The organism is Salinivibrio sp. IB574, assembly GCF_001996205.1.
Taxonomy (GTDB): Bacteria; Pseudomonadota; Gammaproteobacteria; order Enterobacterales; family Vibrionaceae; genus Salinivibrio; species Salinivibrio proteolyticus.
Genome location: NZ_MUFN01000007.1, coordinates 1 through 21,467, shown reverse-complemented (window position 1 = coordinate 21,467; position 21,467 = coordinate 1). Strand labels below are relative to the sequence as shown.

Here is a 21,467-nt window from a genome sequence, read left to right as displayed (position 1 = left end):
TGAAGATTTGATGTTAAGCTCCGAGCAACACTTCATCGTGTATTTGCGCGAAGCCCAGCCTTCTTACGAAGTTCTTAAATAAAATATAAGCCATAATAGAGAGTCGAAATATCAACATGATCGTCGGAGAATAATGAACCTCATCGGTGAAGTCAATTTTGTGCATGAAGTCTAGATATGCACACATCAAGCGATATTAGGTATATGCTCTGCGTCATGAGGGACGCTTTCCAGTGCCGAGACGTACACTTTAAAGGTATTTTTTCCATCATGCTTCGCCTGATAAAGCGCATCATCGGCTTGGGCTAACAAACCGTCGATATCCATCGCCTCGGAGGTCGTCGTTACTCCTATGCTGGCCGACAAGCTTATTTCAAGTTCAGCGCGACTGTTTTGAACGGCGCGGAGCAAACCAGCCGATATTTGCTGTGCACGAGCACCGTCGCAGTAAGGGAGCACGACCGCAAACTCTTCTCCTCCTAAGCGTCCGACAATGCCATCGTCATCAACCACTTGTTCGAAAACGTCAGCACAATGGATCAATACTTTATCACCAACAGAATGGCCAAATGAGTCATTAATAGTTTTAAAGTCATCCAAGTCGATCATCAGTACACTGAGAGGGAAAGAGGCAGTCTCAACGCGCCGTTTCGCTTTGGCCAAAAAGGCACGACGATTTAATAGCCCCGTTAAACTGTCTCGGGTCGCTTCACGATGAAGTTTCTCGTGAACGCGCTCTAATTTATACAAGAAGATAATCAGGGTATTGATCACGCTGTAAGCGATGCCCGATAAAATCAGTCCCGCTTGCAACAGTGACGTGCCAAGCAGCTGCGTAAACAGATCAGGATAAAAATGTGCGAACGTCGCCCTGCCTATGTAAGCCACACTAAATCCACCCATCACCATCATTAGCCAACGCTTTAAACGCTGACCGCCGGTGTTTGTGCTCCTCACAATGGTTCGCGTCATCAACGCAAGCTGCATACTGATAATCAAACTGGCGTAAACTACGCGGCTCCCGATATCATCGAGGTGTGATGCCATCAATACTACCGAGAGCACGACGGGCAGCGCCAACTGCCAGCGCGGTATATCGCGGGCAAAGACTTGCCCCAGTGCCCAATGGCTCAAAGAAAATGCTACCATCACACACGCATTGTAAAAGACGATCCCGAGATAAGGATGAAGGTACGGACGGGCAAATAAGAAAAGATTGCTAAACCCATGGATAAACAGAGACAACGCCCATCCATTAATACCGGGCTCTTTACGGTTTTGCACCAACAAAAATGCGGCAAGCAACCATTGGGTTGCCGTAAGCGTGATCAGTAATGTAGGCGCATCAAGTTCAAACATAAGGCGGACATTATTCAAGGCATAATTTTACTGTACCACTTTCTCAGTGGCATCTTGGGGTAATCGATGTGCGCAATATCAATTTCTATGCGTTAACTTTTATTACAGTTTCAGTCACCTAGTGCTTATCGCAAGGCGTAACGCATACCGATTAGTTGCGATATAACACTTTAATAATATGCCAACCGAATTTGGTTTTTATTGGTCCAAGAGGACGCAATAATTCGCCATTGAATACCGCTTTGTCGAAAGAGGGAGCCATATCACCGCGACGAAATTCGCCCAGATCCCCACCGCGTTTTCCCGATGGGCATTGCGAGTATTTTTTCGCCAACGCCTGAAAATTCGCACCTTGTTTGAGCTGAGCGAGAATTGTTGTCGCTTGCGTTTTATCTTTCACCAGTATGTGCAACGCCGCTGCTTTCTTGGACATGATGCCACCCTACTTGCCACAAAAGCCCGCGATTATAACGAATCCAGTCATTAAAGGGGACTGAATTTTATCTCGCTGAGCCGTCCGTATAATTACCGTGCATTCGCCACCTTCGTTGCCACTCCGCTAACTGCTGGACACGTTTCTTACCACCGAATGGGTTGATAAATCGCGTCATGAGTCGCCAATAAAAACGTAATCTGTCTCCTTTGCGTCGCGGGATCAGGTGAATATGAACATGGGGGATATGTTGCCCAGCATCGCGACCATTATTCACTACTAAGGTGTAATCGCTCACATCATCCATCACGTCAAACATCCGCTTGCCGATTTGATGTGCAAATTGAAATAACTCGGTATGTTCTTGCGCAGAGAGTTGCTCAAGGTGTGAGGCGTGACTGCGGCTCAGGATCAGGATATGACCTTCGGTGATGGGAAAAATGTCTAGTACAGCTTTTAGTCCATTTTTCTCAGCAACCCGATAATGTTCTACCTTATCACTATTAATCGCACAAATAATACATGCGTCRTGGCTTGGCACAGCACTCCTCCATCGCTCTTAACTGTTCAGATATCGCACAGCAATCTAACTTTCCGCTGCTGTTCATCGGCAGCTGCAAAGTACGCTCTTAAGAAACTTAATGCTCCATTGCATTCAGGCTGACGCTTAACACATCAGGCGATTGCCACCATGTGTTATCCTCAATTTGGTCGGGCCAGTTGAAAAAGCGGAATGCATCGTTGTGTTTGTTCACAGACAACTTAGCTAAGTTGTCTGTTTTGATTAATAGCTGAGACATGATTTTTCCGTAGATTGCGCGGCTGATTTAAGCGTTAGCGGAAACTCGCTTGGCATGAACAAGTTTAGAGTCATTGTTTGTATTAATAACTTTGCTCTCTAAAATCACTTTATAGGGCAGGTTTAGACTGAGTAAGTACTGGTAACGTTGCTCAATTTGATCCCTTTTCAGTTTCAACGTCGGGGTTAACAGGCCGTTTTCGATGCTCCAAGGCTCTTCCACCACGATTAAATGATCCAGCTTTTCATGAGCTTCAAGCTCTTGGTTTACCTTTATTAATGTTTCCTTAAGCTCTTTTCTTACATGAGAAGTATGACCGAGGGTACCTTCACCTAAAACAATAAGTGCAATCGGTTGTTTTCGACCAACGCCAATCACGCATACCTGTTCGATGTCCGGATTTCGTCCTAAGCTACTTTCAATAGGTACCGGTGATACATACTTGCCTTTGCCAGTCTTAAACTGCTCTTTAACCCGGCCAATGATTTTCCAAGAACCGTCAGCTTTTAACTCTCCTTTATCTCCGGTTTTAAACCAACCATCTTCAAAGGCGGCTTGAGTCGCTACTTCGTCATTGTAGTAAGTGGTAAATACTGCATCGCCTTTAATCAATACTTCTCCTTCGTCCGATAACTTCATTTCGACACAAGGTTGCGGCGTTCCAATGGTACCTAGGTGATTAAGATCAAATGGTACGTTGCTACACGACAGGCCTGAGCTTTCGGTCATCCCCCACCCTTCACCAATACTGATACCAATTTTGTGGAACCAAAGCAGGACTTCAGGAGAGATGGGGGCACTGCCGGATCCAAATAATACGCACTCTTGCAGACCTAAATTCTCGCGTATTTTTCTCGCCACGAGTTGACCAACAAAGGGAATTTTAAGTAGAAATTGCAAACGATTGTTCGGCATTTTTGCCAAAATTTTCGACTGAAATTTCGTCCATAGTCTAGGTACCGAAAGAAAAGCAGTTGGACGAGCGTACTTAACGTCGTCAATGAAGGTCTCGATAGATTCAGTAAAAAAGACTTCAGCAGGATTGTAGATCGAAGGTAGCTCAACCACGCAGCGCTCTGTGATGTGCGCTAAAGGTAAGTAGGACATCACACGTGTGTCATCTGGCTGAAAAAAAATTTCACTACCAGAAATGGCAGAAGATGCAACATTCAAATAACTGAGCAGAACACCTTTCGGCCGTCCGGTACTGCCAGAGGTATAGATGATAGAAAAGGTATCGCTGAGCGCAGGTTTATTGACTTCTACAAGCGGATCTAATTTTGACAACCACGCGTACCAGTCAAGCTGACAATCGACTTTGGAATTTGGCATAGCAATAGTGATCAAAGAGTCGGGTAAGGCTTGACAAAGATCTTCACTATCATCGAGTTTGCCGATGAATATAGCTTTAACACTACTGTGCTCAATCACATACTTGATATTGTCCGCACTGGCGGTTGGATAGATAGGTACACTGATAAGTCCAGCCATCATGATTGCTAAATCGCAGATGTACCACTCTGCTGAGTTTTTAGCGATGATCGATACTTTATCACCCGCCACTAGACCGATTTCAAGTAAACCTTTAGCGACCCTCCTAGCAGACGCGTCAGCTTCTGACCAAGTATAAGTATACCATCGCCTATCAACAGGTTGATGTAGCCAGACTCGATCAGGGTGTTGCCTGACATTTATTTGCAACTGGTCCAAAGGGGTGCGGTAGTCAGTCATGAGTAATTCTTCCTTAAAAAGCTGCCAATGCAGTTCCATCAATGAATTGTGTGATGCTCATTAAAAGCCTAACTTTCTTTCCAATACAGCATTAATTCCTAGCCATACTAAACACAACAATCATCACAAGGCAACATTTTGATAACATAAAGTTAACATTAATAAGTGAAATCAAAGTCCATAGGATTAGAAGTGATACGTAACTAGATGGAGTGCGTTGTGGGAAGCTCAGAACATTGTGATATACCAACCTTCCATTGAATACTCATTGACTGAGCTAGAAACGGCATTCAAACAGCGTGAAATTTACGTATCGTTCACCGTTTTGAGGAAAGGAGTTACATGGCCGAATGAATTTTCTCACCTCTGCACTTAGTAATGCCCGATGCCTATACCAAGCAACCATCACAGATTAGTTAGTGCTATAATCAAAATTGTTCAATTAAAGACCACTGGTGTAGATTTTTATTTACTGTTGTCTCTATATCTTTTATTAAAAAAACACCATCCAATTATCTGCCGTGTTGTTACATGACCGCAACCCCCTGAATAAACCTGGTTTACTTCAGTGAATCGCTGTAATTTTGCGCTGAGATTTTCTCTTTTGATGCAAAAACAAGATCTCAGTCACAGTGCAAACACGCCAAAATTCATCTGGCTTTAATAATTACAGCTCTGATGTTTAAGCTGTTGGGATAGTCTGTCTGGTGGCCAAAAACATCGGCAGATGCTTCCACGGGTATAGGAGAGACAGGCACAAAGTGCCAACTCGTCAAGTGAGAAAAAGATCTTAATCACACTCTCGTTAACCACGAGTGAAAGCTAAACCACATATCGGAGGGACACGATGTCCATTTATAGCCATCTTAAGCAATTGACTGCGGTTTCATGCGTTGCTGCTGCGCTTGGCTTTTCAGCCCTAGCCAGCGCCGATACTTGGCGCTATGCGCACGAAGAGTATGAAGGTGACGTACAAGACGTGTATGCACACAAGTTTAAGGAATACATCGAAGATAACTCTGAACACTCTTTGCAAATCTATCGCTTCGGCGAGCTGGGTGAGTCTGATGACATCATGGAGCAAACCCAAGCCGGTATTCTTCAATTTGTTAACCAATCGCCAGGCTTTACTGGCTCATTGATCCCAGAGGCACAAATTTTCTTCATCCCTTATCTGATGCCAACCAACATGGAAACCGTGATCGAGTTCTTCCGTCAGAGCAAGGCAGTGAATGAAGATTTCCCGAAACTGTATGAAGAGCAAGGCCTTGAGCTTCTCAAGATGTATCCTGAGGGCGAAATGGTCATGACTGCCGACGAGCCTGTGACTGAGCCGGCCGATCTGAAAGGCAAGAAGATCCGCGTCATGACTAACCCACTGCTTTCATCAACCTATGAAGCCTTTGGTGCAACGCCAACGCCATTACCATGGGGTGAAGTATATGGCGCACTCCAAACCAATATGATCCAAGGCCAAGAAAACCCGATTTTCTGGATTGAATCAGGTGGTTTGTACGAAGTATCGCCGAACCTGATCTTCACGCACCACGGTTGGTTTACCACTGCCTCCATGGCAAACAAAGACTTCTTTGACGGATTGTCGAAAGACGATCAAGCAATGATCCGTGACGCGGCTGATTATGCCTTCAACGAAACGGTGAAACATATCCGTGGCCTTGCTGAGAAGTCATTGGAGAAAATTCAGGCGTCGAGCGACGACGTGACTGTCACACGCCTGACGGATGAGCAAATCGCTAAGTTCAAAGCACGTGCACCTCAGGTTGAAGAAACCTTCTATGAAATGACCGGCGAAAGCGGCAAAGCCCTTCTTAATCAATTTAAGAAAGATCTCGAAGCCGTTACTAACTAGTTGTCAGTTGTTCAGGCACCGCGCCTTGCGGTGCCTGTTTATTTTGAGGAATACGTAATGACCGATTCCGACTCTCTCACTTATCACTCAGAGCTTCCCGGCCTTCTTGGTAAATTGGACACCCTGATCTGCAAAATCGAGTCGTTTATGCTCGCCGCAGGCGTGCTGTTAATGGCGCTCAATACCTGCGTGAACGTCGTGGCGCGTTTTGGCTTTGGTCAAGGGCTGTTCTTTTCCGGTGAGATAAACCGCATTCTGATCATTCTGATCACGTTCGCGGGGATTGGCTATGCCGCTCGCCATGGCCGACATATTCGTATGTCCGCCCTTTACGACACCCTGCCGTTTAAGGGACGTAAGATTCTAATGATCACTATCGCGCTGGTAACTGGCTTGATTATGCTGGTTCTCGCATATTTTTCTTATCAATACATCGTTTCGGTATACGACCGAGGCCGTATTTTGCCCGCCCTCGGCTTTGAAATCTGGTGGATCTATATTTGGGTTCCTCTTGGGTTTGTCATCACAGGGATTCAATACGGACTAACTGTATATAAAAACCTAACCGCTCCCGATGTTTATCTCTCCGCCGGCGTGCTTGACGGTTACGCTGAGACTGAAAGTGAAGTTTAAATAGGCACTCTTATGGCCCTGACTTTAATGTTCATCATGATTGTCTTGCTCGTGCTTGGCTTTCCGATGATGATTCCCCTTACGGCTGCCGCCTTAACTGGTTTTTACATGATGTTTGGTGGCGTCGGTCAAATGGATACCTTTATCCAACAAGTGTTAGGCGGCATCCGCCCAGCGTCTTTGATTGCTGTGCCCATGTTTATCCTTGCTGCAGACATTATGACTCGTGGTCAATCGGCTTCACGCTTGATAGATATGGTCATGACGTTTATCGGTCATATTCGTGGCGGCTTAGCCATCAGTACGGCAACGTCTTGCACGCTGTTCGGCGCCGTTTCGGGTTCAACCCAAGCGACAGTGGTCGCAGTGGGTTCTGCTTTACGTCCTAAATTATTGCGCGCCGGATACAGCGATTCGTTCTCACTCGCGCTGATTATCAACTCGAGTGATATTGCCTTTTTGATCCCACCGAGTATCGGGATGATCATTTACGGGGTGATCTCCGAAACCTCGATTGCCGAGCTATTCATCGCGGGGATTGGCCCTGGTTTGATGATTCTGTGCTTTTTCTCTTTGTACTGCCTCTATTACGCGACGGTCAATAAAGTGCCGACTGAGCCAAAGGCCACATGGAAAGAGCGTATGCAGGCCACGCGGAAAGCGCTCTGGCCACTGATGTTCCCATTAATTATTGTGGGAGGGATTTATGGCGGTGTGTTCAGTCCCACCGAAGCGGCTGCCGTGTGTGTACTTTATGCGATGATTTTGGAGTTTGGGGTATTCCGATCATTAAGCAGTCGAGATGTCTTTACCATCGCGCGCTCAACTGGTCTTATCACTGCGGTGGTTTTCATTTTGGTTGGGGTTGGTAATGGGTTCTCTTGGATTATCTCATTCGCACAAATCCCACAAACCATTCTAGAAGCCGTAGGGATTAGTCAAATGGGCCCTATGGGTGTCCTTGCCTCAATTTCTATCGCCTTCTTCGTCGCCTGTATGTTTGTAGACCCCATTGTGGTTATCTTGGTGTTAACGCCTATATTTGCACCTGCGATAGAAGCCACTAGTCTTGATCCTGTACATGTGGGGATAGTGATCACCTTGCAAGTCGCGATTGGTTCAGCAACACCACCCTTTGGCTGCGATATTTTTACCGCGATTGCGATTTTCAAAAAACCCTATTGGGAAGTTATCCGTGGGACAGGCCCTTTTATTGCGATGCTGCTTCTCTCTGCCGCACTGCTGGTGATGTTCCCTCAGATTGCGTTATTCCTGCGTGATATCGCGTTTGGATAACCTAACAACAGGAGTAACTGGATGTTTAAACGAATACTCGTTGCGGTTGATGGCTCTTTTTCAGCCTTGAACGCATTGGATAAAGCGCTAGAAATTCAACAACTTACCGGTGCAGAGTTGTATCTTTTGTGTGTGTTTAAGCATCACAGTTTGTTTGAGGCATCGCTATCGATGGTGCGTCCTGATCGATTACAAATCCCAGATCAAACCTTAAGCGAATACGCGCGTAACATCGTCGAGCAAGCCAAACAACATGCGCTTGAAAATGGCGGCGAAAATGTACGTGGTTTTGTAAAAGGCGGTCGCCCCTCTAAAACCATCATTAAGTTTGCCAAAAGCAAAGAGGTAGATTTGATTGTGATGGGGGCACACGGAACACATTCAGATAAAGACGGTATGTTCCTCGGCAGTGTGTCTCATCGCGTGGCTGGACGCGCCCACTGCCCCACGATGGTCGTCTAACGCCATGATGGTTTTGCTTCACTGCACAATACAATCCCTTACGCTAAACAGCAAAACGCCGCTATTGGATAGCGGCGTTTTTCTATGATGCCAACTTATCAGCTATTGAATGTGAAAGTAGTGGCTATTAAGCACTAAATGCACAGCGATAGAGGCGATATATCCCAGCATAATGACAGGTGCCCACTTCAAATGACCAAAGAAGGTGTATTTGCCGTGCGCTTGTCCCATCAATGCCACCCCTGCGGCTGACCCCAAAGAGAGCAAGCTGCCGCCAACACCGGCCGTTAATGTCACCAGCAACCAGTTTCCGTGCGACATTTCTGGGCTCATCGTTAATACGGCGAACATCACAGGAATATTATCGACCACCGCGGATAGCACCCCAACTAAGCTATTCGCCCAGATAGGATCCCACTGAAGATACATAACGTTTGAGACCATGGTGAGGTAACCAATCAAGCTAAGTCCCCCGACACACATCACGACCCCATAGAAGAAAAGCAAGGTATCCCACTCCGCGTGCGAGATGCGACGAAACACATCAAAAGGCACCACGGAGCCCAAGCGACGCAACGCCGCTTCATCATTCTTCGCCTCCGCAATCGCACGTTTACGTGCCAATGAGCGCGGTAGGGTGCGACGCAAATAAAAGCCAAAGAACTGTAGATACGCGAGGCCCATCATCATCCCCATCACCGGTGGGAAGTGAATAAAGCCATGGAACGCAACCGCGGTGGCAATGGTGAGTAAAAACAACACCATAATACGACGCGCGCCACGCTTAAGCTCGACGTGCTCTTGCATTACATCCGGCTGAGTCCGTGGGATAAACAGTGACATAATAAAAGCGGGGATCACATAGTTGACCACAGATGGAATGAACAAAGCTCCGAACTCAGCAAAGGTCACTTTGCCCGCCTGCCAAACCATCAATGTGGTGATATCACCAAAGGGACTGAAGGCGCCCCCTGCGTTTGCGGCAACCACAATATTGATACACGCGAGGTTCACAAAGCGAGGATTGTCACCGCCGATTTTTAGCACAATCGTACACATCAACAGCGCCGTTGTGAGGTTATCCGCAATGGGAGAGATAAAGAAGGAAAGTACCCCAGTGATCCAGAACAAGGTACGTAAGTCATAACCTTTGCTTAGAATCCACGCCTTTAAGCCATCAAATAGGCGCCTTTCTTCCATCGCAGAGATATAGGTCATCGCCACCAGCAAAAATAGCAGTAGCTCTGCATACTCAAGAAGGTTGTGCTCAAGCGCCGCATGCGCGGGGGCCATGTCTCCCCATTGAGAATACGCATATCCGATTAGCAACCAGATTAATCCCGCCGCCAGCAACACGGGCTTTGACTTACGCAGATGAAGCTTTTCTTCTAGCATCACCAAGCTGTAAGCCACGGCAAAAATGGCTAAAGAGGCATAGCCTACCCAGTTCTGGGTTAAATCCAGTCCTTGTCCTGTCGTAGCGGCAAACGCACTCGGCGAAACTACCGCCAGTGCCGCAACCAAACGCTTCATCCTTGAGCCTCCAAGTATTGATTACCTAACTTTTCTACATTGCATAAAAAACCGGCCTAGTCGGCCGTGTCGTCTAAAACCCTATATCGATAGGGGATAAATACCTGCCAGCGCCCTGTCGTGACACGATTCGCAGCCTCGAAAAAGACCTCAAACAGCGCACGCTTTTGCACTCAACGGGTTTTCATAATCGTTTATTTTGCTCATTTGCCGCGTAGCAGCACAAAAGCAAACATAATATTAACAAATATGGCGTGAACGTCTATCTTTAAGCGAGGTGAATCGGCAAAAAAGAGATGACATTACTTATTGTCAAGCTTAATAATATCAACTTACTAGTCGACATACGCTGTCATCGTCAGCAAAAAACGACTAAGTTTGAATAAAAAGCAAATAAATTCAATTGCTATAAAAACAAAACCCATATTTTAACTAACACACAACATCGCAATCTAACATCCTTGCTTGATCACCACCCATGGCATGCATGATGAGAAGATGGGAGTCACTATGAAAACACCTAAAATCGCCACACTGGCCTGCGCCGCCGCGCTGTCTGTTGGCGTATCCTTGACGACACTGGCCGAAACCGCGACGGTTGCGGTTTCCCAAATTGTCGAGCACCCTGCGCTTGATGCCGCGCGAAACGGTCTACTCGATGGGTTGAAAGCCAAAGGATATACGCCGGGTGAAAATCTAGATTTTAAATATCAAACAGCGCAAGGTAACCCGGCTATTGCCGTTCAAATCGCACGTCAATATGTTGGGGAACAACCTGATGTGCTGGTTGGCATCGCGACACCTTCCGCACAAGCACTGGCTGCCGCTACCAAAGATATCCCCGTTATTTTTACCGCCGTTACCGATCCTGTGGGAGCGAAGCTGGTTAAGAATATGGACGCTCCCAGTGGCAACGTAACGGGTCTGTCTGACCTCTCACCTGTCGCTCAACACGTTGCATTGGCCAAAGAGTTACTCCCCGAACTCACCACTATTGGGGTGGTTTACAATCCAGGGGAAGCTAATGCCGTCACCTTAGTAGAATTACTCCGTGAAGCAGCAAATGCTCAAGGCATTAAGGTTGTGGAAGGAACAGCACTAAAAAGTGCCGATGTTCAATCTGCTGCGCAAGTTGTAGCCACCCAAGCGGATGTGATTTATGCGCCAACCGATAATACCGTTGCCAGCGCCATCGATGGTCTTGTCGCAGCGGCTAATTCTGCTGATACCCCAGTGATTGGCGGATCGACATCGTATATCCCTAACGGCGCCGTGGTGGCGCTCGGCTTTGATTACTACTCCGTTGGTGTGCAAACGTCCGATTATGTTGCTGCGGTACTAGAAGGGAAACCTGTGTCTTCACTGCCGGCCAAAGTCGCGCTTGGCTCTGACTTAGCCGTTAATCGTGCAGCAGCCAATCGACTTGGCATCACGGTTCCCGACACAATTTTGGATCGTGCCGCGCGTATTCAAGACTAGTCAGTATCAGTCTTAGGAGTAGTGAATGACTGCCATTGCTTTTTTTGGCACCTTGGAAGTAGGCCTTATCTATGGCTTGGTCGCCTTAGGGGTTTACCTGACGTTCCGGGTGCTTGATTTTCCCGATCTTACCGTTGATGGCAGCTTCCCGATGGGCGCTGCAGTGGCGGCCACTCTTATCGTCGCAGGCTACAACCCTTGGTTTGCTACCGCAGTCGCTATTCTGGCCGGTGGGATCACCGGCTTGGTGACGGCGTTTTTGACGGTGAAGTGCGGCATCCTCAATCTGCTCTCGAGCATTTTGACAATGATTGCCGCCTTTTCGATCAATATTCGTATTATGGGCCGGCCGAATATCGCCTTGTTGGGTGAGGAAACAATTCTTACCCCATTCGAAAAGCTGGGTATTGCACCTGTCTATCTGCGTCCCCTCGTGGTCGGTGTTTTGGTGATTATCAGCGGTTTGTTGGTGATCCGCTTACTCGCCAGTGATTTTGGTCTCGGCCTACGCGCCACTGGGGTCAATCCTCGTATGGTTAAGGCGCAGGGCGGCAGTACCGCCATGTACACGTATTTTGGCTTAGCCCTATCCAACGCCTTTGTCGGCTTTGCTGGGGCGCTATTTGCACAAACCAATAGTTTTGCCGATGTTACTTCGGGGGTCGGCACCATTGTGGTTGGCCTTGCGGCTGTGATTCTAGGCCAAACACTGATACCGGGCCGCAAAGTGTGGGTGGCGGTGGTTGCTGTTATTGTTGGTTCGATTCTCTACCGTCTCGCCGTCGCCTTTGCACTATCCAGTGGTATGTTTGGCTTGCAAGCCTCKGACCTCAATCTGGTTACTGCAGTACTGGTCGCCGTCGCGCTTATCGCGCCTAAAATGCGTCAGCAATATCAAAAATCAAAACGCGCCAAGCAGGCAGAGGTGTCGGAATGATTTCATTAACCAATATTCAAGTGACCTTTAACCCCGGTACTGTGCTTGAAAACCGCGCCTTACGTGGCGTAAGTCTGACGATTCCAGAAAAAGAGTTTGTCACCATTATCGGCTCTAATGGCGCAGGCAAATCAACACTGCTCGGAGCGGTGACCGGCGAGACGCCAATGATCGGCGGAAGCGTCAATATTGATGGCGTCGACGTGACTAAGAAAGCCGTTCATGAACGCGCCACCCTTGCTGCCCGTGTGTTTCAAGATCCGCTGGCAGGCACCTGTGCCTCGCTGACCATTGAAGAAAACCTTGCACTGGCTTATCGTCGCGGTAAAGGACGTGGCTGGACACGTGCGCTCGGTGACAAGCGCCGCAAGCTCTTTCAAGAAAGGATCGCGATTTTAGGTTTAGGCCTTGAAGACAGGTTGAGCGACAGTATTGGTTTGCTCTCCGGTGGCCAACGCCAAGCGGTCAGTTTGGTCATGGCGACCTTGTCAGAAAGCAAACTCTTATTACTGGATGAGCACACCGCTGCGCTCGACCCTCGCATGGCTGCATTCGTGATTGATTTAACGAAAAAAATCGTCAACGAATTTAATCTGACTGCCATGATGGTCACCCACTCCATGAAAGACGCCCTTGCCTGCGGCGACCGTACCGTGATGCTACACCAAGGTAAAATAGTGCTTGATGTGCATGGCGATGAGCGCAAAAACATGGATGTGCCACATCTGCTTGAGATGTTCAATAAAGTGCGCGGCGAGACACTGGCAGACGACAGTTTGCTCCTCAGCTAACCCACACCTACTAAACCATAAGGCGCCCTATCGGCGCCTTTTTTCGTGATGGCCCCATCAACAGATCTAATTTATTGGCATGGCTGTCTAACAATTAGGGGTTATGACATTTCCATGCTAGCCTAACGCCAGTATTGCCAAGGAATTAGGTATGAACGCAAAAAGTATCGCACTCGCCCTTACCGTGGTCGTTATTTGGGGCGTGAATTTCTCTGTCATCAAGGTAGGCTTACACACACTGCCGCCAATTCTTTTCTCTGGGTTGCGGTTTTTAATTGTCGCTATCCCGGCGGTATTGTTTGTCCCACGTCCTCGCGTCCCACTGTGGCAGTTATTGACCGTCGGGCTCAGTCTTGGCGTGATTAAATTCAGCCTGCTCTTTGTGGCGATGGACGCCGACGCATCGGCAGGGATTGCGTCTTTGCTGTTGCAAGCGCAGGTGATATTTACCATCTTACTGAGTGCGGTGTTACTGCGCGAAGTCGTCACTCGCGCGCAAGGACTGGGGCTGTTCATTGCCCTGTCTGGGTTTGCACTTTTCTTTCTTACCACCACAGGTAGCGCCACCCTCACAGGTGTGACGATGATCGTCGCCGCGGCATTTTTCTGGGCCATTGCCAATCTGGTGATGAAACAGATGCCGGGCGTGAATCTAATGCATTTTATGGTATGGGTGAGCTTGATCCCTCCCCTACCACTCTTCGCCCTATCCTATTTACTGGAGAGCCAACATCCGCTCCAATTGCTGCAAGCTACACCGCTATCTGGCTGGTTATCCATCGCTTACGTCGGCTACATTTCTACCTTGGTGGCCTTTGCTTTGTGGGGCTGGCTATTGAATCAACATACCTCAGCGTCGGTCACACCGTTCGCGTTGTTAATCCCTATTGTGGGAATGAGTGCCGCCTCGATAGGTCTGGGGGAGCGATTATCACCCATCGAATGGGTGGGGGCAGGATTGATCGTGGTTGGGCTAACCATTTCCGTACTTGGCGCGAGACTGTGGCGTTATCTTAAGCAGGCAAGAAAAACATCGGCGAAAAAAGCACCGTCTGCGTCCGCTCAGTGATCGCGTTTACCCGGCCACCATTGGTTAACTAAGCGCCCGGCTAAGGATGGCTGATAGCGCCAACAGTGATCAAACATCGCCATCAGCTCTGGATTACCGTATTTAGACAGGCTCACGGCGTGAAATCGATTTTGCTGCGCTTTCAGTGCGTTCACTTTTTCGATCATCGCATCCGATTGTTTGGGCGCGATAAAATCAGACACCACCACCAGATCAGCATTTTGGTAACGGTCACCTGCCATTAAGTCGAGCGCTTTATCAATCACTGGCGCCATATCGGTACCACCATGAAAACGGTATGAAAGAAAGCTCATCGCTTCTTGTAGCCCCTGTTCGCCAGTCAGCTCATAGCTAATATGGTCAGTGGAAAACAGCATCACGTAGCAGTCACGATGCTCGGTGGCGGCGATACGCATTAATACATACGCCAAGGCTTTTGCACATTGTTCCGGAAAACCACTCATGGAGCCAGAGGCATCGACCGCAATAATAAATGGGCCTTTTATCTGCTCAGGCTTAGACTGACTCGGTGCATTGGTTTCTACTTTTTGGCGACGATGCGCCTTCCCCGACAATTGATAGTTCAGTAGCTGTTTATCCACCAATTGCTTGTAAAACACCACTTCGAGCGCGGGGTCTGAGAGCAGCACTGCTTCATTAGGAAGTAAGCGATCAACGCGGTCGCTTTGACAAATACCCGTAATATCATCAGGAACGTCAACTTGTCGCTCTGGTACTGTTTTTAAGGTTTCGGTCTGTTGCTGGCTGGGGCCACTGGCACTGACTTGATTCGCCATCCGTCCTAATTGCTCCGCAATCGCTTGAAGATCAGGATTTTTCTCTAGGAAAGTGACAAAACGTTTCAGTAAGGTCACGTCATGTTGAGATAAATGGCTCGCGGCCATATCCCACAACCGCCCCACTTTACTGATATCACCGGATTGATCGACACCATCCATCGTTTGATAGGTTGCAATACGACGGTAAAGATCGTCTAAAAGCTTCTCTTTTTGCGCTTCCAGATTTTCCGACTGTAACGCGTGGATTTCTGCCTTTAAATGCGCATGCCATTTATTGCAAAAATACGATTGAAACATTGGGTCAGGATGTTCAGCCTGTTGTGCCGCCAATGATGACGCTTGCGCATGAAACGAAGAGACCGGCTCCAAGTCAGCGAGGAGTGTTTGAATGTCGGACTCAAAGGCGCGTGCCGACTTCTCTGTCGCTTGCTCATACAACTGAATTTCTTGCTTCAGGGCCGGTGACAACCCTTGCTGCATGAGTTTGCGCTTGGTGTGGCCTCGCCATTTATCGAGCTGTTTTTGTACCGCACGTTTGATCGCCGGGCTGCGCTCAGTGAGAAGCAGTAACTGGGGGTGCGACATCAACTCGGTCATTGCCGCATCAAGCAAGCCGGATTCCGCCAACATTAAGCCCATGTTTAAGCTTTCCGCGCTAAGCATCGTCCGCTCCAGTAAAAAACGTATCGAGACGACGTAAACGGCGCGCTTGCTGTTCTAGCGTGGCCATGTGAGCTTTTACATCCCGCTCGGCATCCACCAAGCTCTCAGATGCGACTTCCAGTAACTCTGGCTGTGCAGAAAGATGCGGTAGGCCTGCATTTAGCTGACTACGGGCGCGACGAATAAGAAACTGCGCCTGATTTAATTGTTCAAGCGCTTGGTCGGTTTGCGCGTGCCAGGTGTCAAGCTGTTCGGCGTCTGGGTTATTCACCCCCGCCAGTGCAACCGGCACAGCACGATTGGCAATGTCTTTGACCACCAGCATGCCCTGTGCGTCCCACTCTAACGTGAGGCGACACAAATGGGTGTTTTTGTTGACGTAGCCATAAAGATCCGTGCTGCCGGGCTTGAGCTTCTTCTCCACATCAGCCGCATCGAGGTATATCCAGCGACTATCGCCCTTTTCTTGCTCCGAGACCGACGGGTTGGCAGTGAGCAGCACAAAGCGGACGAGGTCGCGACTTTGATTGACGCTAAAACGTGGGGCTTTGCTGATATCAATGGTGGGTTTTCTCAAACTCGAACTTGCGCTGTCTTGCTGGTAAGCGAGCGCTTCTACCGTGCTTTGCTCTATGTCACGCAAGGCCACTTTCACATCATCCATTAACGCTAAGGCTTCTTGCTGATCGAACAAAATCTCAGCCGCAAACTGACGCATCACATCCTGTACCACGTCGCGCGATTCAGGGCTGTGCCAGAGACAGTCTTCGAGTAGCAGTAAGTCGAGCGGTCCGACTTCATCACGTCCGTTAAAGAACGCCGCCGCCTTTAAGAGGCGCACCGCTTTTTTCCAGCGGCGATCCGACACGTATAATTCGGCTGGATTGAAGTTTGGACTGTCTTCGCCCGCCTGCTCGAGCCGCTGCTTTAAGGTATAGAGCTTGTCAAAAATCGCATCGGGCAAAGAAAGGCTAGGAATAATGCTCTGCCATTGCTGATACTCCTCATGACCAATTTTTATTTTATCCGGCACCGAGGTTTCATCTTGGCTCGGCTCAGTGAGCATCAGTTTAAAATTCTTCTTCTCTTGAATACGGTTAACAAATACCCGCAGAAGCATTCGGTCATACAAAGCATCTAGCCCACTATCAGGCTCAGGAAGTTCGTTCGAGGCCGTGACGAGAAGCCGCATGGGAACCGGATAAACATGCTCGCCATTACGAAACGTACGCTCATTCACCACAGTTAATAGCGTGTTGAGGATCGCCGGACCAGCTTTCCAAATTTCATCGAGGAACACCACATCGGCGTTGGGCAGATAGCCCTCGGTGAGACGAACATATTTACCTTCATCCTTTAGCGCTTGAATGGATAACGGCCCAAAAACTTCTTCAGGGGTGGAGAAGCGAGTCATTAGATACTCAAAGAACTGGCTGTTTTCAAACGCATCGATTAGACGTTTGGCAATAAAACTCTTGGCGATGCCCGGTGGCCCCAACAAGAACACACTTTCGCCAGCAAGCGCGGCGAGCAAACACATTTTGATCGTATGTTCACGTTCATAGACGCCACTGGACAGGGCATCAATAAGTTGAGAAATGCGCTCAGGCAATAGCGCACGGCGGCTGACGGTGGCGAGGTTTTGAGACAAGTGACACTCCCGCATTCTGATTCGGTTTCAGTCTGAGCGGCCTCTCGCGGTGATAAGGCGGCTTCCTGCTTCTACATAAAGCATGGCAAGCCCATCCAAGGCTGCCATCAACACGCTGAACAAGCGCACAATAAATAAACTAATGTGTAAGTAAATTTTAAGTAATGTATGGATATATCATTGATGCAGATATCAAATAGTGACACAGATCACCTTAAAGTCAATATTGTGTAGTCGCTCGAAGAAGCTGATGGTTAAAGCATCAGGAACGCATTGATCTTGTTAACTCAGCATGGTTTTGGCTCACGTTGTCACTGGAATGACACATCATTGTCATAGGATCCGTTGCCTCTTTATCGCAACAGGACGTTAACCCATGTTTAAACACACACTTTTTTCTTTCCTCTTCCTTTGCATCAGCCAACTCGCGATCGCCGCGCCACCAGTCACTATCACGGGTTCAACGTCTGTGAGCCATGTGATGGAAGTGATTGCCGAGCGCTATCAGCGCGACCATGATGTGGTCATTCAGGTACAAGGAACGGGCTCGGCCGCGGGCATTGCTGCAGTCAAAAAAGGGATTGCATCGATGGGTATGAGTTCGCGGTATTTAAAACAAGAAGAAATGGCTCCCGATCTCACCACCGATATTCTGGCCTATGATGGCATTGCCTTGGTGGTTCATCCCAGCAATCCCGTCACGGCCCTGACCCAAGCGCAAATTCGGAAGATCTATTTGGGAGAGATTAAAAACTGGCAAGCACTCGGGGGAGCGGATCGTGAAATCGCCGCGGTGTCCCGTGAGTCAGCCTCGGGATCGCGCTTTTCGTTTGAAACCTTACTCGACCTGACCAAGGTCGTGAAAGGTGAGACAGTATCGGGAGTGAGTCCACGCTTAATGGTGGTGAATAGCAATAGCATGGTGAAAACCCTAGTCGCCAAGAACCCTCACGCTATCGGCTATGTCTCGCTGGGCTCGGTCGATGCAGGCATCAAACCGCTATCGGTGGATGGTCAAGCACCAACCTTGGCCGCCATCGCTGATGGGCGCTATAAGTTGGCGCGCCCTTTTGTGATATTGCGCAAAACCGCGCCACTGTCATCCGCCGCTAACGGCTTTTATGATTACTTGCTGTCTGAGCAAGGCCAGCAAGCGTTTGCCAATGCCGGCTACGTCGCGAGTCAGTCGCCACACATGGCACTGACAACGCCCTGAGCGGGCAATTAGGCCGTACTGGCTTCCTTAGTCACCGGCCATGTTTTATGGCTACCCCACTCTGTCCATGACCCATCGTAGACAGCAATCGGGTAGCCAAAGTAATGCTCGGCCACTGCGGCGAGAATGCAAGCCGTCACGCCAGACCCACAGCTTGCAACATTAAGACGTGTATCACTGAGTAACGGAAGCACGACGCGTCTGGCTTCTGTTTGATCAATCACAAAGCCTTGTTGGTCAGTAAGGCTAGCAAACGGCAAGTTCTTTGCGCCCGGCATATGCCCTGCACGCACACCGTCTCTTGGCTCTGGCACCGTCCCGTTAAACCGTGCCGCTGGACGGACATCAATCACATTCACAGCCGCCAGTTTTGCCGCCAGTGTTTCTCCATCTATGTAGCGATAAGGTTTGAAGCTCGACACATATGTTGCTTCGACACGGGGTTTCGCGGCCGACTCTTCCAAAGGTCCATTTTGTGCCAACCAAGCCGGCAGTCCACCATCCAAAATAAAGACATTTTCATGACCCATGACTTTACACATCCACCACACACGGGCGGCAGAAAACAGGCCTTGGGTATCGTAGATCACCAAAGTATCTTGTGGCGCGATGCCGAGTTTGCCCATGTGTCTCGCAAATTCCTCAGCACTGGGTAACATATGAGGTAACGTCGATTGGGTATCTTTAATAGCGCCATCAAAATCAAAGAATATGGCACCGGGTAAACGGCGCTGCTGCCACTCCTGATAGCTATCGCGCGCCACGTCGGGCATAAACCAACTGGCGTCTACGGGGACAACCGATTCTAATCGCGACGTTAACCACTGCGCACTGACAAACACTGACATCTTGACGATCCCTTTTCATTATTGATGGAGGCCTTACTCATATTTCACTCGATACTGACGAGCGTGACATAGAGTAACACTCAGTTTTTCTTCATACTGATTCTGTCGCCATCAAGATGCAAGCCAATGAGGACGTTAATGACATCGCTGCCCCTAATTCGTCGAACCGCTTTAGCCCTGCTCGTGCTTCCCACACTCGGCCATGCAGCAGGGTTTGGCGTGACGATCGAAAATGACAGCCCGCTCGGCGAAGATAATCAATATACCAGTGGCGTATATGCCCATTGGCACAGCGATTGGTCTGACGATGTCACCACCACATCGGTGGCGCCGATACGTTGGTTTGCAGAGCAACTGCCTTTAAACCCAGAGGCCCGTCAAGCTTGGAGTCTAGACATCGGCCAGATGATGTGGACACCGAATGACATCACCTTCACCACACCGCAACCTAACGAGCGTCCCTACGCGGGGCTAATTTTCATCGAGCCAGGTGTGTATCAGCAAACGCCTGAACGCGTCGATAAATGGTCAGTATTGTTTGGCATCGTGGGGCCTGCCTCTTTGACCGAACAAGGGCAATCTTATGTGCATAAGCTTATCGACTCACCGGATCCCAAAGGATGGGACTATCAGGTGCGAAATACGCCGGTGGCACAGTTTGCCTATGAACGCCACCAGCTTCTTCATCGGAGCGAATATCAAGAGTGGGGCGTATCTGGTCGCGCAGATATTGGTAACTTTCGCAGTGAGGTATCCGCCGGGCTCAGCTATCGCATCGGACTAGACTTAGCGAATTCCTATGGTGGGATCAGTTTTGAGCCCGGTCGCCACCTTGACAGCCGAATGTTTGATGCCAGCACCCAAGGCGCATTTTTTTACACCGCTGTGCAAGGTCGATACCGCGCCAATGACATCACCATAAATGGCGATAAGCCCCCCGAAAACGCAGATATTGATATGACCCATTGGCAAGCCAGTGCCGCGGCCGGTTTCGCTTATTACCAACCGCGCTGGGGCACTGACGTGAGCGTTGCGCTGCACAGTAAAGACTATCAACAAGCCACTGACGACACCTACAGCTATGTGTCATGGACAGTCCACTATCGTTATTAACGGTTAACTGGCAGAGGCTCTACGGCTTGTTTCACCACAGGTCGTGCGCCTCGATCAGACCATTTCATCCATACCAAGGAGGCAAGGATCAACCCAATACCGACCCACTGCATGGGCTGAAGTGTCTCATTAACCCACAAGACCCCAAGGGTGACAGCAGTCAGTGGGTTCAAAAACATAATGATCGACTGGCGATTGGGGCCTAACACGGTAATCGAGCGTATATAAGCCCAGTAACCTACCGCGGTATTCAACACAATTACCCAGATCAAACCCGGAACGGCATGGAGGCTGATTGCCTGTGGCGGTCCTGCCAGTAACCACGCAAACGGGATCAACATCACGCCACCAATGACTAACTGCCACGCGGTTAAACCAAAGATATCTTTGGCCTCCCAGCGCTTCATCCACAAGGTCGACTGCGCGACAAAAACGGTGGCGGCTAACATCGCCCCTGCACCAACCCAATCAATGTCGGTAGAAGGGTTAAGGAGCAGCCCCACCCCAGCCAAACCGAGCAGTGCCAACATCAACATCTTTAACTGAGGGCGTTTCCCTTCCGTTAACCACTGCAACAACATCAATACGAGCGGTAAGGTCGCTCCTAACGTCCCAGCGACTGCACCCGGTAAACGATAGGCGGCCACAAATAACAACAAAAAGAACGCGGCGATATTAAAAAAGCTCACCGCGAGCATGCGCGGCACGCTCAACGGTAAGCCTCGACGACTAATCAATAGCATCAGCAGGCCTGCTGGCAATGCGCGCCATACTGCCATCCAA

At 49.0% G+C, this 21,467-nt stretch carries 20 protein-coding genes; 10 read left to right on the top strand and 10 right to left on the bottom strand.

All coding sequences use genetic code 11. The features are described 5' to 3' along the window. Positions 1–186: 186 nt before the first annotated feature. From BZJ17_RS04950 to BZJ17_RS04935, 5 genes are all read right to left on the bottom strand, one after another. Positions 187–1,359 carry a GGDEF domain-containing protein gene (locus BZJ17_RS04950; RefSeq protein WP_077639977.1) on the bottom strand — a complete coding sequence of 391 codons (1,173 nt, stop codon included), beginning with the start codon at positions 1,357–1,359 and terminating at the stop codon, positions 187–189. Positions 1,360–1,510: 151 nt separating this feature from the next. Next, on the bottom strand, positions 1,511–1,792 hold the full coding sequence (ppiC, locus tag BZJ17_RS04945; protein ID WP_077639976.1) for a peptidylprolyl isomerase PpiC: 282 nt from the start codon (positions 1,790–1,792) through the stop codon (positions 1,511–1,513). 67 nt (positions 1,793–1,859) lie between these two features. Further along, positions 1,860–2,333, bottom strand: a complete 474-nt coding sequence (locus tag BZJ17_RS04940; protein ID WP_077639975.1) for an HIT family protein — start codon at positions 2,331–2,333, stop codon at positions 1,860–1,862. Between the two features lie 97 nt (positions 2,334–2,430). After that, positions 2,431–2,592: a hypothetical protein gene (locus BZJ17_RS17175; RefSeq protein WP_157893159.1), complete on the bottom strand. Its 162-nt coding sequence runs from the start codon at positions 2,590–2,592 to the stop codon at positions 2,431–2,433. A 27-nt stretch (positions 2,593–2,619) separates the two neighbouring features. Continuing rightward, positions 2,620–4,323 (bottom strand): AMP-binding protein, encoded by a 1,704-nt coding sequence (locus BZJ17_RS04935; protein WP_077640034.1) that lies wholly within the window; start codon positions 4,321–4,323, stop codon positions 2,620–2,622. A gap of 847 nt (positions 4,324–5,170) precedes the next feature. Here BZJ17_RS04935 and dctP point away from each other — a divergent pair. The 4 genes from dctP to BZJ17_RS04915 are packed head-to-tail and all read left to right on the top strand — an operon-like array spanning position 5,171 to position 8,584. Beyond that, a complete protein-coding gene (gene dctP, locus BZJ17_RS04930; protein WP_069588397.1) occupies positions 5,171–6,193 on the top strand; it encodes a TRAP transporter substrate-binding protein DctP in 1,023 nt (340 codons plus the stop codon). 57 nt (positions 6,194–6,250) lie between these two features. Next, positions 6,251–6,826: a TRAP transporter small permease gene (locus tag BZJ17_RS04925; protein ID WP_069588399.1), complete on the top strand. Its 576-nt coding sequence runs from the start codon at positions 6,251–6,253 to the stop codon at positions 6,824–6,826. Positions 6,827–6,838: 12 nt separating this feature from the next. Further along, positions 6,839–8,122: a TRAP transporter large permease gene (locus BZJ17_RS04920; RefSeq protein WP_069588401.1), complete on the top strand. Its 1,284-nt coding sequence runs from the start codon at positions 6,839–6,841 to the stop codon at positions 8,120–8,122. A 21-nt stretch (positions 8,123–8,143) separates the two neighbouring features. Further along, a complete protein-coding gene (locus BZJ17_RS04915; protein ID WP_077457664.1) occupies positions 8,144–8,584 on the top strand; it encodes a universal stress protein in 441 nt (146 codons plus the stop codon). Positions 8,585–8,686: 102 nt separating this feature from the next. Here BZJ17_RS04915 and nhaD read toward each other — a convergent pair whose 3' ends face one another. Next, the gene (nhaD, locus tag BZJ17_RS04910; protein WP_069588405.1) at positions 8,687–10,117 is read right to left on the bottom strand and encodes a sodium:proton antiporter NhaD; all 1,431 of its coding nucleotides are present in this window, start codon (positions 10,115–10,117) and stop codon (positions 8,687–8,689) included. A 510-nt stretch (positions 10,118–10,627) separates the two neighbouring features. Between nhaD and BZJ17_RS04905 the strand changes: the two genes are divergently transcribed. The 4 genes from BZJ17_RS04905 (at position 10,628) to BZJ17_RS04890 (ending at position 14,393) form a co-directional block, all read left to right on the top strand. Beyond that, positions 10,628–11,596 carry an ABC transporter substrate-binding protein gene (locus BZJ17_RS04905; RefSeq protein ID WP_077639974.1) on the top strand — a complete coding sequence of 323 codons (969 nt, stop codon included), beginning with the start codon at positions 10,628–10,630 and terminating at the stop codon, positions 11,594–11,596. A gap of 25 nt (positions 11,597–11,621) precedes the next feature. After that, positions 11,622–12,533, top strand: coding sequence for an ABC transporter permease (locus BZJ17_RS04900; protein ID WP_077639973.1), 912 nt, complete (start codon positions 11,622–11,624; stop codon positions 12,531–12,533). Beyond that, positions 12,530–13,324, top strand: coding sequence for an ABC transporter ATP-binding protein (locus tag BZJ17_RS04895; protein WP_077639972.1), 795 nt, complete (start codon positions 12,530–12,532; stop codon positions 13,322–13,324). Before BZJ17_RS04900 ends, BZJ17_RS04895 begins: the two co-directional genes overlap by 4 nt. Before the next feature lie 151 nt (positions 13,325–13,475). Continuing rightward, positions 13,476–14,393, top strand: coding sequence for an EamA family transporter (locus BZJ17_RS04890; RefSeq protein ID WP_069589839.1), 918 nt, complete (start codon positions 13,476–13,478; stop codon positions 14,391–14,393). On the opposite strand, the gene viaA is transcribed toward BZJ17_RS04890, so the two are convergent. Together viaA and BZJ17_RS04880 are read right to left on the bottom strand one after the other, a co-directional pair. Next, positions 14,387–15,856, bottom strand: a complete 1,470-nt coding sequence (viaA, locus tag BZJ17_RS04885) for an ATPase RavA stimulator ViaA (RefSeq protein WP_077639971.1) — start codon at positions 15,854–15,856, stop codon at positions 14,387–14,389. The two genes, BZJ17_RS04890 and viaA, sit on opposite strands and share 7 nt — an antisense overlap. Continuing rightward, on the bottom strand, positions 15,849–17,507 hold the full coding sequence (locus tag BZJ17_RS04880; protein ID WP_077639970.1) for an AAA family ATPase: 1,659 nt from the start codon (positions 17,505–17,507) through the stop codon (positions 15,849–15,851). Before BZJ17_RS04880 ends, viaA begins: the two co-directional genes overlap by 8 nt. Positions 17,508–17,883: 376 nt before the next feature. Between BZJ17_RS04880 and BZJ17_RS04875 the strand changes: the two genes are divergently transcribed. Further along, on the top strand, positions 17,884–18,723 hold the full coding sequence (locus tag BZJ17_RS04875; RefSeq protein WP_077639969.1) for a phosphate ABC transporter substrate-binding protein: 840 nt from the start codon (positions 17,884–17,886) through the stop codon (positions 18,721–18,723). Between the two features lie 8 nt (positions 18,724–18,731). Here BZJ17_RS04875 and BZJ17_RS04870 read toward each other — a convergent pair whose 3' ends face one another. Beyond that, positions 18,732–19,571 (bottom strand): rhodanese-like domain-containing protein, encoded by an 840-nt coding sequence (locus tag BZJ17_RS04870; RefSeq protein WP_077639968.1) that lies wholly within the window; start codon positions 19,569–19,571, stop codon positions 18,732–18,734. 138 nt (positions 19,572–19,709) lie between these two features. Between BZJ17_RS04870 and BZJ17_RS04865 the strand changes: the two genes are divergently transcribed. Next, a complete protein-coding gene (locus tag BZJ17_RS04865) occupies positions 19,710–20,684 on the top strand; it encodes a lipid A deacylase LpxR family protein (RefSeq protein WP_157893158.1) in 975 nt (324 codons plus the stop codon). Here BZJ17_RS04865 and BZJ17_RS04860 read toward each other — a convergent pair. Then, positions 20,681–21,467, bottom strand: a 787-nt coding sequence (locus BZJ17_RS04860; protein WP_108743778.1) for an EamA family transporter, incomplete at its 5' end; no start/stop codon positions are given. The two genes, BZJ17_RS04865 and BZJ17_RS04860, sit on opposite strands and share 4 nt — an antisense overlap.

Coding starts and splice junctions, on each gene's coding strand:
- BZJ17_RS04950 (WP_077639977.1), bottom strand. CDS start 1,359: ATGTTTGAACTTGATGCGCCTACATTACTGATCACGCTTACGGCAACC.
- ppiC (WP_077639976.1), bottom strand. CDS start 1,792: ATGTCCAAGAAAGCAGCGGCGTTGCACATACTGGTGAAAGATAAAACG.
- BZJ17_RS17175 (WP_157893159.1), bottom strand. CDS start 2,592: ATGTCTCAGCTATTAATCAAAACAGACAACTTAGCTAAGTTGTCTGTG.
- BZJ17_RS04935 (WP_077640034.1), bottom strand. CDS start 4,323: ATGACTGACTACCGCACCCCTTTGGACCAGTTGCAAATAAATGTCAGG.
- dctP (WP_069588397.1), top strand. CDS start 5,171: ATGTCCATTTATAGCCATCTTAAGCAATTGACTGCGGTTTCATGCGTT.
- BZJ17_RS04925 (WP_069588399.1), top strand. CDS start 6,251: ATGACCGATTCCGACTCTCTCACTTATCACTCAGAGCTTCCCGGCCTT.
- BZJ17_RS04920 (WP_069588401.1), top strand. CDS start 6,839: ATGGCCCTGACTTTAATGTTCATCATGATTGTCTTGCTCGTGCTTGGC.
- BZJ17_RS04915 (WP_077457664.1), top strand. CDS start 8,144: ATGTTTAAACGAATACTCGTTGCGGTTGATGGCTCTTTTTCAGCCTTG.
- nhaD (WP_069588405.1), bottom strand. CDS start 10,117: ATGAAGCGTTTGGTTGCGGCACTGGCGGTAGTTTCGCCGAGTGCGTTT.
- BZJ17_RS04905 (WP_077639974.1), top strand. CDS start 10,628: ATGAAAACACCTAAAATCGCCACACTGGCCTGCGCCGCCGCGCTGTCT.
- BZJ17_RS04895 (WP_077639972.1), top strand. CDS start 12,530: ATGATTTCATTAACCAATATTCAAGTGACCTTTAACCCCGGTACTGTG.
- BZJ17_RS04890 (WP_069589839.1), top strand. CDS start 13,476: ATGAACGCAAAAAGTATCGCACTCGCCCTTACCGTGGTCGTTATTTGG.
- viaA (WP_077639971.1), bottom strand. CDS start 15,856: ATGCTTAGCGCGGAAAGCTTAAACATGGGCTTAATGTTGGCGGAATCC.
- BZJ17_RS04875 (WP_077639969.1), top strand. CDS start 17,884: ATGTTTAAACACACACTTTTTTCTTTCCTCTTCCTTTGCATCAGCCAA.
- BZJ17_RS04870 (WP_077639968.1), bottom strand. CDS start 19,571: ATGTCAGTGTTTGTCAGTGCGCAGTGGTTAACGTCGCGATTAGAATCG.
- BZJ17_RS04865 (WP_157893158.1), top strand. CDS start 19,710: ATGACATCGCTGCCCCTAATTCGTCGAACCGCTTTAGCCCTGCTCGTG.